The sequence below is a fragment of the Carnobacterium mobile DSM 4848 genome (assembly GCF_000744825.1).
Classification (GTDB): domain Bacteria; phylum Bacillota; class Bacilli; order Lactobacillales; family Carnobacteriaceae; genus Carnobacterium_A; species Carnobacterium_A mobile.
This window is the reverse complement of the sequence record NZ_JQMR01000001.1, coordinates 2398508-2414174: the sequence shown is the minus strand read 5'-3', so window position 1 is coordinate 2414174 and position 15667 is coordinate 2398508. Positions and strand designations below refer to the sequence as shown.

The following is a 15667-nucleotide window of genomic DNA, read 5'->3' as shown; positions in this document are numbered from 1 at the left end:
TTTCCTCCTAAATGGGCTAATTTTTTTCTAAACCATACTCAATCCAGTCTATTTTTTTATTAAATGCTGAAATGATTTCTTCCTTCGAGTGTTTCTTATAGAAGCCTTCTCCTATAGTCCCAAATAAAGTGGTCATCAAAAATTTAATCAACATAGAAAAATCTTCTGAATCTGTTAATTTCAATTTTTCCATATCAATGTGTTTTTTTAGCGGATGATCAGATTTTCTTTCTGTTTCTAAATGTTTAGCCGTATCAGGTGTTACTTCTTTACCGGTACGGTAATCCATGTGTAAAAACATATGTTTAAAAAAATCAGAATGCTCTTCATCCATGATTAAAGTGAGTACAGCGGGAAAAAAAAGACGGTATCCTTCGAATAAATTTCCCTTCGCTTTTTTAAAACTATCCAACAACATCTTTTGAGTATCTTGTTTAAGCAAACTCAGATAATAATAATACAAGTCTTCTTTATCTGCAAAATATTGATAAAAGCTGCCGCGCGAAATTTCAGCTTTTTTTATAATATTATTGATTGATGCTTCATTTAAAGGAACGCGAGAAAATTCCTCTGCCGCTGCTGCTACCAACCGGCTTTGCTTTTCTTCCGATAAATTAAAATACGTTTTAGTTGGCACTTTTTTCATTCCTTTCATTTCCTGAAAATGACATGCCGTCATAATGACACTTTGTCATTATAGGGGAGGCTAAAATAAAAATCAAGTTTTTTTGACTACTTTTTTGATGAATTCGTTTTCTATTTTTTTATTTCCAATTGCATCTTCTACTTATCTTTAGTAAGATTATAAAGATAAAATTAATTGTTCTTTTCATCACAAAAACAAAAGAAAGAAGGATGTTCAAAATGACTAAATTATTACTTGTTAGAGCTCATCCCTTAACTGGTGATGTTTCCCGTTCAATGAAAGTAACGGATGCTTTTATTGAATCGTATCAAAAAACAAATCCTGACCATATTATAGAAGATACTAACTTATACGATATGGCTGTTCCAGAAATTGACCGTAACTTGCTTGATGCTTGGACTGCTCTTGGAGCTGGCACTCCTTTTGACGAGTTATCAGAAGTTCAACAAGAAAAGGTCACTTTATTCGGTAATTATACCGCTAATTTTTTAGCAGCTGATAAAATAGTGGTAGCTAATCCTTTATGGAATCTAAATGTACCGGCCCGTCTAAAAGCCTGGATAGATACAATTAATGTTTCTGGAAAAACATTTAAATACAATGAATTAGGACAACCAGTCGGTCTAGCTACTGATAAAAAAGCACTGCACATTCAAGCCAGCGGCGGAACTTATGGCGGACAGGACCCAGCGAGTATCTATATCAAAACTATTTTTAACTTTATTGGCGTTTCTGATTTTCATGAACTATTCGTAGAAGGAATGGATTATGCTCCAGAAGATGCTCCTCAAATCGTTGCTGATGCAGTGGTTAATGCAACTGCTTTAGGTGAAACGTTTTAAATTATTAAAGCCAGTGCGGTTAATTATCCGCACTGGCTTTAATTCTCTATCAAAAATAAAAACTATATCTAGTTACCTGCTATGGTTCTTGAAGTAAGTTAAGAATCTTAGCAGGTTCAGCTGCTAAGATTCTCTTACTCCTCTTTTTTTCTCTTCTTGATTTTCTTCTTTTTCCTTTTTTCAATCGGCACACTTGGTTCATTCGCTGGATTATAATCGTGTTCGTATAGTCCCGAATGCTTTTGATACCAGTTGAAAAAATACTCAAGGATGACTTTTAGAATAGCATATCCTGGAATTCCTAAAATAACACCGGGAATACCAAATAATTTTCCTGAAGTCAGTAAAACGAGAATAATCGTAACGGGATGGATATCTAAGTTGCTGCCTAGAATTTGCGGTTGAATGACTCGACCTTCAATAGTCTGTTCGATAGCAAAAACAATCAGCACCTTCACTAGCATAGCCGGTGAAGTAACAAAAGCAATAATCACCACCGGTACCATAGCTAAAAATGACCCTAAATAGGGAATCAAGTTTAAGAAGCCAGCCATCACTCCTAATGTAACAGCATACTCCAGCCCTACGACAGCAAATCCAATCCAAAACATCAAAGCGACAAAAAAAGCCACCAACAATTGTCCTCGGATATACTGACTGATTTTCGTATTGATTTCTGTTAACAAATTATACGTTGTCAAACGAAACTTAGTTGGAATAACTTTCATTATATGATACGGCAAGTTGCGTCCATCTTTTAGTAAGTAAAACAGAATAAACGGCATAGTAACCAAAGCGACTACAACGTTCGTAACTGCTCCAACAACATTTCCAATACTTGTAACCGTAGTGTTGACAACATTTGTTACTTGCTTTGATACGGAAGACATAATGTTTTGACTGATGTCATTTACTTGTTGCTGAAATTGAGAAAGTATGTCGCTTCTTAATAAACTATCTGCTTGCGACACTACACTCTCCCAATAAAGCGGCCAGTTTTTAATCAAACTCACTGTTTGCTCTTGTATGATGGGAATCAAGGTGGTTACACCCCAAACAATTAAAGCAATAATAATGATAAAAACAAGTAGAATAGCCGCAATACGGGGAAACTTTTTGATTTCTAACCAGTCAATCAAAGGATTGACTAAATAGTATAAAATACCGGCCATCAAAATCGGTAATCCGACCACACTAAGGAAATCTCTTATTGGGCTGAAGATATAAGCTACTTTTGAAAAAACTAAGACATTTAACAACAGCAATAAGGATACTAATAAGATCGTTACTACCTTATTATCTAAAAACCATTTCCAAAACCAAGTAACTAGTCTTTTCGTTTTTACTGTTTCTTGTTCTTGTTCCATTCTCAACACTTCCTTAGTCAGCTTAGTTTAGCCTACGGTTTATTTTGCATAATAAACAGTTGTACCAACTGTTACTTCAGGTAATTTAAAAGGTTTTAAATAAATACCGTTCGCCAACTTGTCTTCTTTTGGTACTTCTGAAAAGTTTAATGTGACGTGTCCAATCGTGTTTAGGTTTTCGTTCGCTAAGCTTCCTACTTCTAAAATCGTGTACTCTTGGTCATCAAAGGAAACTTTTTGTCCTGGTTTTAATGTAACTTCTTTTTTATCTGCTTCAAATTTTTGAATGATTGAAACTGAACGAAGATCTTCCGTTGCTTGTTCTCCAAATAAAATAATGATTGGATCTTTTTGGCTCACCGCATTTTCTCCTATAGCTGTAACTTTTCCTACTAACATTTTATCCATTCCCTTCTTAACTCTTACTTCTTTTGGTTTCTTATAGTTTAGCATATTCGAGATAGTAATGGTAAAGAAAAGAAACATACTGGATACGGCAGACAAAGCCCTTTTGAGCATCATAAGAAGATTAAGTTTCTATCATTACTTGTATATTATAGAAAGAAGATAAATAGTTGACAAAAAAATACCCAATAGATTTTTGAAGCGCTTTTGTGTGTGCTGAGTATCAAACTTTGGTTCTTTTTTTTTAAAACCATTCTCTTTTTAAATATTCTGCTTAAATTCCTTAGTATTTGATGAAAAGCGTTTGCCTCAAAGGGTACAGACTGGTATGATAAAATTAGTGAATCGTCGCTAATTCCGCGATATTGGAGGTACTCATTTATGGCATCCAGCAAAGACAATCAACCAGAAGAAATAATGCAGCAAGAACCTAAAAAAATAAAACATCCTTCTTTTTCCATTCGCAAAGAAGGCGATACAATTATGACTACTTTGACACTTTCAGATTATCACACACCTCAACTAGAAGAATTTTATATCTTACATAGAGAAACGGGCCAACGCTATTCTTTTTTAGCAGAAAAAAAGGATAAGGCTACTTATTCTTTTAGTGTTGGAATCCGTGATTTTATCCGACAAAACGCTCCGAAAAATCCGAAAGAACACTTTGAATTTTATTATACTGTGCGTTATTTAGAAGAAAATGAATGGGTTCGAAAAGATGAACCACTTTCGCTTGATTTATTCGAACAATTTGATTCTTTCGGCTTATCACAATTCAAAGATCAAGGCAATGATATCTACCCCTATTTTAGTCGCAGAACAAGGGGCTTTTGTTTTACTGTAAATATACCTGTACGCAGCATTCGTTATATTCACAGTAGTCAGATCAAGCAAATCGAGCCGCAAAAAGATTTTTTAACAATCGTCGGTGAATTGGTCACCACTGCCATAGCCGTTAACCGAATCGATACGATCATGGTTGGCCGAAAAACAGGTAATCGCCGAACCATCCATTCTAATCATCACTTGAATCGTTTAGAATCCGGGACGCATCATTATTACTATGATTATGACATTCTAGTTGATTTAAATGAACTAGCTAAAGAATTGTTTATTCATAACAGCGGCGACGAGGACTTTGATTTTTATCTTGAAGTTTATTTAAATGGACTGTTTAATCCAACGATTGTTCGCGTAGCTAATCCGCAAGAACTAAGTTCACGTAAATTTTATAAAGATCAGGCAATCTCCTATGGGAAATCAGCATATCTGTTCTCTCCTAATTTTACTGAACATTATAACGGCTTGTCTTTGGCTGCAACAAAATACGATAAAGCCGTTTACGAGTATTACAAAGAAATCCAACCTTTTTCTCGTCTGGTCAAGCCTTTTCAAACCGAACGAAATATCTGGATCATCGGTGAAAAACCATTAGAAGCGCGTAACAATGGCTGGTATTTCTTTCAATACCTACGAAAAACCTATCCAGAGCTAACCGTTTATTATGTACTAGATCCGACTTCTCCAGATTATGAAAAAGCAGTGGCTTTCGATAAAGAACACATTTTGCCGTTTAAATCCAAACACTATATTCGGACCTTGTTAATGGCTCAAGTTATTTTAACTTCTGAAGCTCCTTACCATATTTATCCTACACGTAATCCACTATGGATCGATATTATTGGTGCTAAACGCATTTTATTGCAAAACAACGTTTTAGGCTTACAACCGGTCAAGCAATCCCTTGGCTTTGCTTCAGATCAATTTAAAACTGATTTATTTTTGGTCAGCTCAAAAATCGAAAAACGCTACGCTATTGAAACATTAGGCTATCCTGAACAGCAAGTTGCCCTAACTGGTTTAGCGCGTTTTGATACGCTGCTGGCTCCAGATGAAAAGGACGTAACAAAACCAGAAATTTTAATTTTCCCTGCTGATCAAGAAACGGGACTGCATTATCAGACAGAAGCCATTGACCGGACAGCAAAACGTTTCTTATCGTTAGTAAGAAACCCTGACTTTAAACAATTACTAGCTGAATATGATCTATCCGTTACGATTGCTTTACCTCATTCTATGGTCCGCTATTTTAGGAGTTTTGCTGATTGCGGCTGTTCTGTGCTTTTACAGGAACAAGTAAACATTTTACAGTTGCTCAAAGAAAGCAAAGTATTTATAACAGATACTGATCCACATGCTTTTGATTTCAGTTTTTTAACTAAACCAGTTTGTTTTTATCAACCAGAAGTCAAAGGTCCTGATTCAGAAAATCAAATTTCACTACGAGAGATTTATTTAAATGAATTGCCCGGTGAAATCGCAAGTGACGAAGACAGTTTCATTTACCATTTAACTAAATTAGGCCAAGACGGCTTTGAGATGTCTCGTAAAAACCGCCAAAAAGCAGACGCTTTATTAGAGTATCGAGATACTCATTCGAATGAGCGGATTTATGAAGCTGTTCAACATCTGGTGCCTTCCCGTTTTACAAAAAAATAAATTTAACCGAAAAAAAGTGAGAAAAAACAACGCTGTTTTCTACTCGCTTTTTTTTTATTGTTTTTTAATCTATGCTATACTAAAAAAGAAATGAATACGAAATCATAGGAGGAATAAGGAATGAAAGAAAACATACTTTTAGGAACCTATACTAAACGTGAAAGTAAAGGTGTTTATCAAATTCAATTAGATACTGAAAAAAAAGAACTAGCAGATTTGTCTTTTGTTGTGGAAGCTGACAGTCCAACTTATCTCGCGTTATCTGACGACCAAACAGTTTTATATGCGATCTCTAAAGAGAATGGTGCAGGCGCACTCGTTTCATTTAAGAAAAACGTAAAAAATGACATCACTAAAGTGGATGCGGTTTCGGCTGAAGGAGCTCCTCCTTGTTATGTAAGCTTTGATAAAGAACGCTCTTTTGTTTACACTGCAAATTACCACAAAGGTGAAGTAGCTGTTTTAAAGACTGACGCAGAAGGTCATTTAGCTTTATTGGATACAGTTAAACATACCGGCTCAAGTGTGCATGAAAACCAACAAAGCGCACATGCTCATTATATGGATCTGACACCTGATAACCGCTTTGTCGTAGCTTGTGATCTAGGAACAGATGCCGTTTATACCTATTCAGTCGATGAAACGGGCAAATTAACTGAAGTAAGTCGTTACAATGCTGCACCTGGAACAGGACCGCGTCATTTAGTATTTCACCCAAATGGAACAACGGCTTATCTTTTTGGGGAATTAAGCAGCGAAGTTTTAGTATTGGATTATGAACCTAAAACAGGAACTTTCACTCACCTTCAAACCATTTCTACTATTCCCGCAGAACATACAAGTTTCAATGGCGGTGCGGCAATCCGTATCTCTGATGATGGTCGCTTTATTTATGCTTCGAATCGCGGACATGACTCAATTGCTGTCTTTTCGGTTTCAGACAAGGATCAGACACTCGAATTAGTTGAAATTGTTCCTTCTGAAGGGAAAATCCCACGTGATTTTGCTATCGATCCTTCTGGTAAATTCATTGTAGCAGCTCATCAAGATTCTGATAACTTAACTTTATTTGAACGGGACACTGCATCAGGAAAATTAACGCTGATTCAAAAAGACGTTTATGCGCCTGAATGTGTCTGTGTCTATTTCAAATAACATGATTCTTATCCACAACACAAAAAGCAGGCTCATTCTTTTTGTGTTGTTTTGCTTAAGCTAAGTTACCACCCCTTACTTATTGTAAGTAATGATATTGTATGCTATGCTTGCTTTACTAGCAGCATCTTTCAAAAATCAAACAAATTATTACTCTAATCATAAAGGAGGTCAAATTATGGTTGAAGGAATCCATCATATTTCAGCTTTTACAAAATCAGCAGCTGATAACCATTATTTCTATACAGAGATTTTAGGCTTGCGCCTTGTAAAGAATACTGTCAACCAACAAAATACACAAATGCGGCATCTCTTTTATGGAGATTACCAAGGAAATCCAGGTACATTATTAACCTTTTTTGAATTAAAAAAAGTAGGACAGGCTGTAAAAAATAATAATTACTTTTCAAGTGTAACGTTAAAAGTGCCACGCGGCAGTTTGCCTTATTGGGAAACTCGTTTAACTGATTATGCTATCCCTTTAGATTATAATAGCTGTAAACAAGTGCTGGATTTTAAAGATAATGACTCTCTTTCTCTTTCTTTAATGGAGGTCAACGAATCCATTGCGCTTGAAAATGCAACCCATCATTCAGATATTCCAGTAAACAAACAAATCATTGGAATAGGCGAAATATCCTTACGTGTTGAGCAGCCCGATGAAACAGTTTCTTTCTTAACTGACTATTTAGGCCTGTCTCCTTCTCATGCGATTGGACAATTAGCTATAAAAAAAGACTCTAGTTTTACCACGGTCAAAGCTAGCAATCAAACAGCTGTTTCCAGAATGGGACGCGGTTCAATTGATCATATCGCCTATTCTGTCGATTCCATTACCGAACTCGATCGATTACAGAAAACAGCAAAACAACACCAACTGGCTATTGAATTATATGCAGATCGCGGATATTTCCAAAGCCTTTATTTACTAGAACCAAATGGCTTACGTATTGAAATTGCAACCAATAAACCTGGCTTTACATTAGACGAACCCTTAGATGAATTAGGAGAACGTTTTTCATTGCCGCCTTTTTTAGAAACAAAACGATCAGAAATTGAAGCGAATTTGGAGGGTTTTTAAAGTGGATGAAATAAAAGGAATACACCATGTGACTGCTATTACCAGCAGTGCGGAAAAAATTTATGATTTTTTCACTACTATTTTAAGTTTACGATTAGTAAAAAAAACCGTCAATCAAGATGACATTCAGACTTATCATCTCTTTTTTGCAGATGATAAAGGAAGTGCCGGAACAGATATGACTTTTTTTGATTTCCCTGGAATCCCTCAAGGAACAAAGGGAACGAATGATATTTCTAAAACATCTTTACGCGTTCCAAGTTATGCTGCTTTAGAGTATTGGGTAAAGCGCTTTGACAAATATGGCGTTTCCCATCATGGAATTAAAGAACAATTTGGCACAAAAACCTTATCTTTTGAAGATTTTGATGAACAACAATACCAATTGATTTCTGACGAAAATAATAAAGGAATCGGGACTGGAATACCTTGGCATAAAGGACCTGTTCCAGATGAATTTGCCATTACGGGATTAGGACCTATTTTTGTTCGGATTGAAAACTTTAACTTTTTGAAAGAAGTATTAGAAAAAGTTTTACATTTTAAGGAAATTGCCCAAGAAGATGCCTTTCATTTATTTGAAGTAGGGACCGGCGGAAATGGTGCGCAAATGATTGTAGAACACAATGAAGATCTTTCGCAAGCTCAACAAGGGTATGGCAGTGTCCATCATATGGCCTTCCGTGTTGAAGATCGCGCCGCCTTAGATAAATGGATCGACCGAATGGCTCAATTTCGTTTTCCAACTTCTGGTTATGTAGATCGTTTTTATTTTGAATCGCTTTATGCCCGGATTGCACCTGGTATTTTATTTGAATTCGCAACAGATGGTCCTGGTTTTATTGATGATGAAGAAGATTACGAAACATTAGGAGAAACGTTAGCACTGCCTCCTGCTTTTCGGAACAAACGAGCAGAAATTGAGAAACTTGTTCGGCCAATTGATACTGTCCGCAGCAATAAAAAATTTGAAAAAGAATACCTCTAATTCATTGAAAGGAAGCTACTCATTTGATTCATTTTACAGCAGACGAGCTTACTAAAAAACAACAATATAAGTTTATCAGCGGCAGCGTCATTCCGCGTCCAATTGCTTGGGTCACCTCTCTTTCAAAAAATGGGAAGATCGTTAATGCTGCACCTTTCAGTTTTTTTAGCGGAGTTTCCAATGAACTGCCTCTTGTATCAGTAGCCATTTTACGGAATGCGGGAAAACAGAAAGACACAGCCCGAAATATTTTAGACCGAAAAGAAGCAGTGATTCATATTGTAGATCAGGATTTAGTTGAAGAAATGAATCGTACAGCAGCTCCTTTAGCTCCCCATGAAAGTGAATTGGATCGAACTCAATTAACTTTGATTGATAGTCAAACGGTTAGTGTTCCTACTATTCAAGAAGCAAAAGTTCGTTTTGAAGGGAAATTGTATCAACATATTCCTATTAAAGATGAAGCTGGAAATATTATCACGGATTTATTTATTTTCCGGATAACCGACTTTTTTTTCCATGAATCTGTCATTGATTTAGCTAAAGATTATATTTTAACCGGGGATTTAAATCCCGTTGCTCGCTTAGCAGGCGATCAATATGCTACTTTAAATGAAGAATTTACGCTTATCCGACCTGTGAACTAAAACTAAATGCATCAAAAAAAGACTTACCTTTCCGTTTGTGCTTCTCAGCAACGAAAAAGTAAGTCTTTTCTTTGTTTATTGAATGAGATTAATCAGTCGCTTTGACAGATCCGATCTCTGAAGAAGAAGAAACTTCTCCTGTAGCAGCTAAGTTAAAGTCTGATACTTTATCCATATTTGTAAAGACAACTACCATTGCGCTATCTTTACCCGCAGCTTCTAAAGCAGCTAAATCAACAGTTGAAATCACTGTGTTTTCAGTTACTTCATCGCCTTCTTTAACGGCCGTTTCAAAAGGTCCGCCGTTTAATTCTACTGTATCTAATCCCATATGCAATAAGATTTCTACACCATTTTCAAGTAAAAGGCCCACCGCATGTTGAGTTGGAAAAACACTTAATACTTTACCAGCAGCTGGTGATGTGATTTTTCCATCTGTTGGAATAACAGCGAAACCGTCTCCCATCATTTTTTGTGAAAAAACAGGATCTGAAACTTCATCAATTGAAATCAATTTCCCGTTTGCCGGTGCATACAACTTTACAGGGCTATTTTCAGGTGTTGTGTCTTTTTTCTTTAAAAAATCAAACATTCCCATATATACTCATCTCCTTAAAAATTCTATAGTTCTTTCCATCGAACATCTGTATGAAAAGTTCTCAGTATTATAGTAACATAAAAGCTCCTATTTTTGAAGACAAACGAAAACCTTTACTCCATTCAGTTTTTTCTTTAAATTCGTTTATCTTTATGCTCGCTCATCTCTTTAATTTGTTCACGAACTTTTTGTGCTACTCCTTCATCTGTTAGAATAATCAAGGTATCTCCTAAATGCATTACTGTATCCCCGTGAGTAATGATCTCGCTTTCGCCACGGCGGATAGAAGTTAACAACGCTTCTTTAGGCCATTTAAAATCACGAATCATCCCACCGTCTAAAATACTTTCTGCTTGAACAGTTACTTCAATTATTTCTTTCCTGCCTTTAAGGACATATCTGTCTTTTCCAACTAAACGTTCCAATAAAGCTTCATAGATTGGTTTTGCTCCTGTTAAGTCGGCGATGGTATAAGACACCAATGATACCACGGCTAAAGGCATTAACTGATTCAAACTTCCCACCATTTCGGTCACTAGAATAATAGCCGTTAAAGGGGCTTTTCCAATAGCTGTAAAATAACCAGCCATTGATAAAACAATAAAGCTGCTGATATAAATAGGATCCATACCGACAAATTCAACAGCCAAGTTCCCGTATAAGGAGCCTAAAATTGCACCTAATGTAAGAATTGGTAAAAAGATACCGCCTGGCAGTTGACTGCCATAAGAAACCATTGAAAAAATAAACCGCAAGATAAACAAACTTGCTAATATACCGATAGTTGGAGAAAATAACCCTAACTGAATAATCAATTCATTGCCCCCGCCAAGTAAATCAGGCGCAAAAAGACCAATAGGAATAATTAATAAAAAAGGGACAATACTGTAATATTTAGCAGATAAGCAAGGTATCTTTCCATATAAACGCGGCAATAGCAATAAAACTTTTTGATACATCAACCCAAACAAACCTAATAAAAATCCTAATACCAGCAGGTGGCCGTACTCGCTAAGTGGCAAAGGGGTAAGGCTTCCTATATCTAAAATTGGTTTTAATCCGAAAAAATTTAAAGAAACAAAATTAGCTGTCACGGCAGATGCTAGTGACGTTAACCCGATTAAAGGAGAAAAATTATGATGTACTTCTTCTAAAACAAATAGCAAGCCAGCTAATGGAGCATTGAATGCCGCAGACAATCCGGCACTTGCTCCACTTGAAAGCAATATTTTTTCATCCATTCGCTTGCCTTTAAACAGTTGGTTTACTCCTTGCCCTGTCATAGCGCCCAGTTGTATTGACGGGCCTTCTCTGCCAAGAAATAAACCGGATCCAATGGCTAATATGCCACCGATAAATTTTTTCCATAATACAGGCCACCAATGTAATTCAACTGTTCCCTGTAATTGTCCTTCAACTTGCGGGATGCCACTGCCCTTAATATTGGGTTCTGAATGAATCAGATGACCAAGAAAAATAGCTAGCACAACAGACAGTAGAATCCAGCCAATCAACCACTGTGGTTGTTGTGTTAAGAATAGATATATTATTTTAACCTGTTTTAATATCAGACCGATGGCCAATCTGAATAAGCTAACTATAAAGCCTGCCAGCAAACCAACTAAGATTCCCTTTCCCATCAGAATGATCCGTGTATCATCCCATAATCTATATTGTTTGTTTATTTTCATTTATTTGATCCTTTCTATACTTGCTACTTATTTTAGAGTATTATTTATTCTTTACATTTTCAAGAGCAATCTGATTGTATTTTTTCCCCATTATTTTTTTATCCATTTAATCTTATAGGTTATGCTATAGTATTAAGAGATAAAGAAAGGAGTTATTTATTTAGTATGAACAAAATAAAAGGACTTATTTTAACTGGTTTAATTGCAGTCATTGCTACAGTCTTGGGAAATTTCTTCCCTATTATCGGCGGTGCTGTTTTTGCTATCATTATTGGTTTATTACTTAAAAATACTATTGGTGTCGGAGCTGATTTTCAACCAGGAATAAAACTTGCTGCAAAAAAAGTACTGCAATGGTCGATTATCTTGCTTGGCTTTAGTTTAAATATCCAGGATATTGGACAAACAGGGATCTCTTCTCTCGGAGTCACTCTTATTACTATCTCTGTCGCTTTTTTTATTGCTTTTTTAGTGGGAAAATGGTTAAAAATCCCTTCTAATCTTAAAATTTTAGTTGGTGTTGGAACGGCTATTTGTGGTGGTTCAGCTATTGCTGCTGTTTCTCCTATTATTGAAGCAGAAGAAGATGAAGTTGCACTTTCTATTTCCACTATTTTCTTATTTAATGTAATTGCTGTCTTTCTTTTTCCATTTTTGGGGCACCTTTTACACCTTAGTGATGCAGGGTTCGGTTTATGGGCTGGAACAGCCATAAATGATACTTCTTCCGTTGTGGCTGCTGGTTATAGTTACAGTGAAGCTGCCGGAGACTATGCTACAATTGTTAAATTAACTCGTGCTACACTGATCATTCCTGTTTCATTGCTGATTGCTGGTATCCAGATTTATAAGAAAAAACAATCCAGTGAAAAAGTGTCCATTAAACAAATTTTCCCTTGGTTTATTTTATGGTTTTTAGTCGCTTCTATGATTAGCAGCACAGGTGTTTTACCCGCTGGCTTTATTGCTATGACAAAAACTGCTTCGCTCTTCATGATTGCTATGGCTTTAGGCGCAATCGGTTTAACGGCTAACTTTAAAGAAATGATAAAAACCGGCCCTAAACCAATCTTGTTGGGCTTGATTACTTGGTTCTTTGTAGCTGCCAGCAGTTTATTGGTACAACTTTTACAGGGTCAACTCTAATTTCAGTTTTTCAGTTATCATAAGAATCGATAAAGGAAAATGGTAAATTTTTTTAAAAGAATCCCTTATTTGTTTGGCAGTTTATGGAAATTTCGGTATACTTGACTTTGTGTTTGAATAGAATGAAACAAATGGAAGGAGCACAGCATGGTTTTTATCGAATTATTAAAAGCGGTTTTTTTAGGAATCGTTGAAGGTATCACAGAATGGCTTCCAATCAGCAGTACGGGCCATATGATTTTAGTAGAGGAATTTATTCAATTGGATGCTTCACCAGCGTTTAAAGAAATGTTTTTTGTTGTCATTCAATTAGGAGCAATTCTTGCAGTAGTCCTCCTCTATTTCCATAGACTAAATCCTTTTTCACCTAAAAAGTCAGCTGCCGAAAAACAAGAAACAATGTCTATTTGGTATAAAGTTATTGTAGGTGTTTTGCCTGCAGCTGTTTTAGGATTATTATTTGACGATTGGTTAAATGACCACTTATATAATTATGTAACGGTTGCAGTTACGTTGATTATTTATGGTATTTTATTTATTGTCATTGAGAACCGTAATAAAGGGCGTAATGGATACATACAGACGTTCCAGGATTTGACTTATAAAACAGCCTTTTTAATTGGGATGTTCCAAGTGTTATCGTTGATTCCAGGTACATCTCGTTCTGGTGCAACTATTCTAGGTGCTATTTTATTAGGCTCTTCTCGCTACATTGCAGCTGAATATTCTTTCTTTTTATCTATTCCTGTCATGTTCGGAGCCAGCGCCTTAAAATTAGTGAAATTCGGATTTCATTTCACCGGCATGGAAACGGCTATATTACTGACCGGTATGTTAGTGGCTTTTGTTGTTTCTGTTCTAGCTATCAAGTTCTTGATGGGTTACATCAAAAACAACGACTTTAAGGCTTTCGGTTGGTACCGAATTATCTTAGGAGTTCTCGTATTAGGATATTTTGCATTATTTGGTTAAGAAAAAGAGGTTGTCTTTGATTCACAAAGACAACCTCTTTTTACTTTTTTAAGTAGAATATTTGCCCGGGTCACTCCGCATCCTGTTCTTAGTTGAGCTGTAAACGCTAAGCATTCGGAAAAAAGATGAAATATCCTCGAGGCTTTTTGGCCTCTTGTGGTATTTCTCTATTTTTCTGTCACGCCTGTTCAGCGTTCTCCGCATCCTGTCTAGTTGAGCTGCGTGACCCAGTCACTTGGCAATTTAGATGATTTCCAGCAATGCGCGGGTTGCTCTTGCTGGGAAATCCCTAAAATTGCTGTGTGCCTACCAGGGTCACTCCGCATCCTGTTCTTAGTTGAGCTGCGTGACCTAGTCACTTGGCAATTTAGATGATTTCCAGCAATGCGCGGGTTGCTCTTGCTGGGAAATCCCTAAAATTGCTGTGTGCCTACCAGGGTCACTCCGCATCCTGTTCTTAGTTGAGCTGCGTGACCCAGTCACTTGGCAATTTAGATGATTTCCAGCAATGCGCGGGTTGCTCTTGCTGGGAAATCCCTAAAATTGCTGTGTGCCTACCAGGGTCACTCCGCATCCTGTTCTTAGTTGAGCTGCGCGCTCTAGCTCTTCGGAAAATAGATAAAATTGTCCTCAAGGCTTGCAGCCTTTTGCGGGAATTTCCCTAATTTTCTGTCTGAGCTGGACGAGAGCGCTCCGCATCCTGTTCTAAATATTGGGTTAATTTTCGGATGGCGCTTTTTGATTTTTCTAAGTTTTCGATTGTTCTTTGATAGTATTTTGTAGCAAAATCATAAAACAATAAATCAACAGCATACATTTGAGCCAATAAAGAAGCTGTTGCTCCGCTTCTTAAAGGCGCTTCATGTGTATTCGCTGTTTCCAAAGAAATATCTGCCAATCGGCTTAATGTATTATCCGATTCTTTTGTCAGTGAAATAGTTCTTATTCCCAAATCCTTCGCTATTCTCATTAAAGCGATCACTTCTTGTTTTTCTCCGCTATTGGAAACGGCAAAGAAAACTGCATCTTTAGTAGCGACAGACATGGAAGTAGCCAATAAATGCTGATCCTGTGAGCAAGTAACGGATTTTCCTATTCTGCTGAACTTTTGCTGCAAGTCCAATGCTACTAAATGAGAGGCTCCTACTCCATAAGTATAAATCACCGTACTTTCGTTAATCCATGCTGTTGCTTCTGCTACACGCTTAGAAGACAAGCTTTGATTGGTTTCTTTAAATACATGGTGTGTCTGCAGTAAAAATTTCTTTTTGATTTGTTCTAATTCTTCATTCGGTTGAATCTCACTATAAAGTTTTTCTTGAATGCTATGAGAATCAGCCGATAAGTTTAATTTCAATTGAGTAAATCCAGCTAAACCGATCGAGTGGCAAAAGCGAATAACTGCTGCAGAACTGGAACCAGCCTTTAAGGCCAAACTAGTGGCATTCATTTGGATAACTGCCGCTGGGTCTGCTAAAATAGTCGCAGCGATTTTTTTCTCAGATTCGGGCAAACCATTCATTTGTTCTTGAATCAAAAATAATAGATTGCTTTGCATAGACAAACTCCTTTTCAGCTAAAAATAATAGGCCTCTAAATGAATAGATTTAGAGGCCTATTGATCATT

Annotated in this window: 14 protein-coding genes; 8 read left to right on the top strand and 6 right to left on the bottom strand. The window is 36.5% G+C overall.

Translation table 11 applies throughout. The annotated features are described in order from the left end of the window. Positions 1-16 precede the first annotated feature (16 nt). Positions 17-646 (bottom strand): TetR/AcrR family transcriptional regulator, encoded by a 630-nt coding sequence (locus tag BR87_RS11420; protein ID WP_244877058.1) that lies wholly within the window; start codon positions 644-646, stop codon positions 17-19. 218 nt (positions 647-864) lie between these two features. On the opposite strand from BR87_RS11420, the gene BR87_RS11415 reads away from it, so the two are divergent. Continuing rightward, on the top strand, positions 865-1488 hold the full coding sequence (locus BR87_RS11415) for an FMN-dependent NADH-azoreductase (RefSeq protein ID WP_035032323.1): 624 nt from the start codon (positions 865-867) through the stop codon (positions 1486-1488). Between the two features lie 134 nt (positions 1489-1622). Here the strand turns inward: BR87_RS11415 and BR87_RS11410 are convergent, their stop codons facing one another. Together BR87_RS11410 and BR87_RS11405 are read right to left on the bottom strand one after the other, a co-directional pair. Continuing rightward, the gene (locus BR87_RS11410; RefSeq protein ID WP_035032320.1) at positions 1623-2855 is read right to left on the bottom strand and encodes an AI-2E family transporter; all 1233 of its coding nucleotides are present in this window, start codon (positions 2853-2855) and stop codon (positions 1623-1625) included. Positions 2856-2894: 39 nt separating this feature from the next. Further along, the gene (locus BR87_RS11405) at positions 2895-3263 is read right to left on the bottom strand and encodes a PTS glucitol/sorbitol transporter subunit IIA (protein WP_342341579.1); all 369 of its coding nucleotides are present in this window, start codon (positions 3261-3263) and stop codon (positions 2895-2897) included. Between the two features lie 378 nt (positions 3264-3641). Between BR87_RS11405 and BR87_RS11400 the strand changes: the two genes are divergently transcribed. The 5 genes from BR87_RS11400 (at position 3642) to BR87_RS11380 (ending at position 9633) form a co-directional block, all read left to right on the top strand. After that, on the top strand, positions 3642-5762 hold the full coding sequence (locus BR87_RS11400) for a CDP-glycerol--glycerophosphate glycerophosphotransferase (protein WP_035032314.1): 2121 nt from the start codon (positions 3642-3644) through the stop codon (positions 5760-5762). 120 nt (positions 5763-5882) lie between these two features. Then, a complete protein-coding gene (locus BR87_RS11395; RefSeq protein WP_035032311.1) occupies positions 5883-6917 on the top strand; it encodes a lactonase family protein in 1035 nt (344 codons plus the stop codon). Positions 6918-7095: 178 nt separating this feature from the next. After that, positions 7096-7998 carry a VOC family protein gene (locus tag BR87_RS11390; RefSeq protein ID WP_035032308.1) on the top strand — a complete coding sequence of 301 codons (903 nt, stop codon included), beginning with the start codon at positions 7096-7098 and terminating at the stop codon, positions 7996-7998. Position 7999: 1 nt separating this feature from the next. Beyond that, a complete protein-coding gene (locus BR87_RS11385) occupies positions 8000-8986 on the top strand; it encodes a ring-cleaving dioxygenase (protein WP_035032305.1) in 987 nt (328 codons plus the stop codon). Positions 8987-9009: 23 nt separating this feature from the next. Then, positions 9010-9633 (top strand): flavin reductase family protein, encoded by a 624-nt coding sequence (locus tag BR87_RS11380; protein ID WP_035032302.1) that lies wholly within the window; start codon positions 9010-9012, stop codon positions 9631-9633. An 88-nt stretch (positions 9634-9721) separates the two neighbouring features. Here the strand turns inward: BR87_RS11380 and BR87_RS11375 are convergent, their stop codons facing one another. Together BR87_RS11375 and BR87_RS11370 are read right to left on the bottom strand one after the other, a co-directional pair. Next, entirely contained in the window at positions 9722-10225 is a 504-nt protein-coding gene (locus tag BR87_RS11375) for a PTS sugar transporter subunit IIA (RefSeq protein WP_035033230.1), read from the bottom strand. 140 nt (positions 10226-10365) lie between these two features. Next, positions 10366-11922, bottom strand: a complete 1557-nt coding sequence (locus tag BR87_RS11370; protein ID WP_035032299.1) for a ClC family H(+)/Cl(-) exchange transporter — start codon at positions 11920-11922, stop codon at positions 10366-10368. A gap of 165 nt (positions 11923-12087) precedes the next feature. Between BR87_RS11370 and BR87_RS11365 the strand changes: the two genes are divergently transcribed. Next, a complete protein-coding gene (locus BR87_RS11365) occupies positions 12088-13068 on the top strand; it encodes a YeiH family protein (RefSeq protein WP_035032296.1) in 981 nt (326 codons plus the stop codon). 147 nt (positions 13069-13215) lie between these two features. Beyond that, the gene (locus tag BR87_RS11360; RefSeq protein ID WP_035032294.1) at positions 13216-14040 is read left to right on the top strand and encodes an undecaprenyl-diphosphate phosphatase; all 825 of its coding nucleotides are present in this window, start codon (positions 13216-13218) and stop codon (positions 14038-14040) included. Between the two features lie 661 nt (positions 14041-14701). Here the strand turns inward: BR87_RS11360 and BR87_RS11355 are convergent. Beyond that, on the bottom strand, positions 14702-15598 hold the full coding sequence (locus BR87_RS11355) for a MurR/RpiR family transcriptional regulator (RefSeq protein WP_051929858.1): 897 nt from the start codon (positions 15596-15598) through the stop codon (positions 14702-14704). Between the last annotated feature and the right edge of the window lie 69 nt (positions 15599-15667).

Excerpts from the sequence above, each read along its gene's own strand:
- BR87_RS11370 (WP_035032299.1), bottom strand. The coding sequence starts at position 11,922 with ATGAAAATAAACAAACAATATAGATTATGGGATGATACACGGATCATT.
- BR87_RS11365 (WP_035032296.1), top strand. The coding sequence starts at position 12,088 with ATGAACAAAATAAAAGGACTTATTTTAACTGGTTTAATTGCAGTCATT.
- BR87_RS11360 (WP_035032294.1), top strand. The coding sequence starts at position 13,216 with ATGGTTTTTATCGAATTATTAAAAGCGGTTTTTTTAGGAATCGTTGAA.
- BR87_RS11395 (WP_035032311.1), top strand. The coding sequence starts at position 5,883 with ATGAAAGAAAACATACTTTTAGGAACCTATACTAAACGTGAAAGTAAA.
- BR87_RS11375 (WP_035033230.1), bottom strand. The coding sequence starts at position 10,225 with ATGTTTGATTTTTTAAAGAAAAAAGACACAACACCTGAAAATAGCCCT.
- BR87_RS11420 (WP_244877058.1), bottom strand. The coding sequence starts at position 646 with ATGAAAAAAGTGCCAACTAAAACGTATTTTAATTTATCGGAAGAAAAG.
- BR87_RS11355 (WP_051929858.1), bottom strand. The coding sequence starts at position 15,598 with ATGCAAAGCAATCTATTATTTTTGATTCAAGAACAAATGAATGGTTTG.
- BR87_RS11400 (WP_035032314.1), top strand. The coding sequence starts at position 3,642 with ATGGCATCCAGCAAAGACAATCAACCAGAAGAAATAATGCAGCAAGAA.
- BR87_RS11390 (WP_035032308.1), top strand. The coding sequence starts at position 7,096 with ATGGTTGAAGGAATCCATCATATTTCAGCTTTTACAAAATCAGCAGCT.
- BR87_RS11415 (WP_035032323.1), top strand. The coding sequence starts at position 865 with ATGACTAAATTATTACTTGTTAGAGCTCATCCCTTAACTGGTGATGTT.
- BR87_RS11405 (WP_342341579.1), bottom strand. The coding sequence starts at position 3,263 with ATGGATAAAATGTTAGTAGGAAAAGTTACAGCTATAGGAGAAAATGCG.
- BR87_RS11410 (WP_035032320.1), bottom strand. The coding sequence starts at position 2,855 with ATGGAACAAGAACAAGAAACAGTAAAAACGAAAAGACTAGTTACTTGG.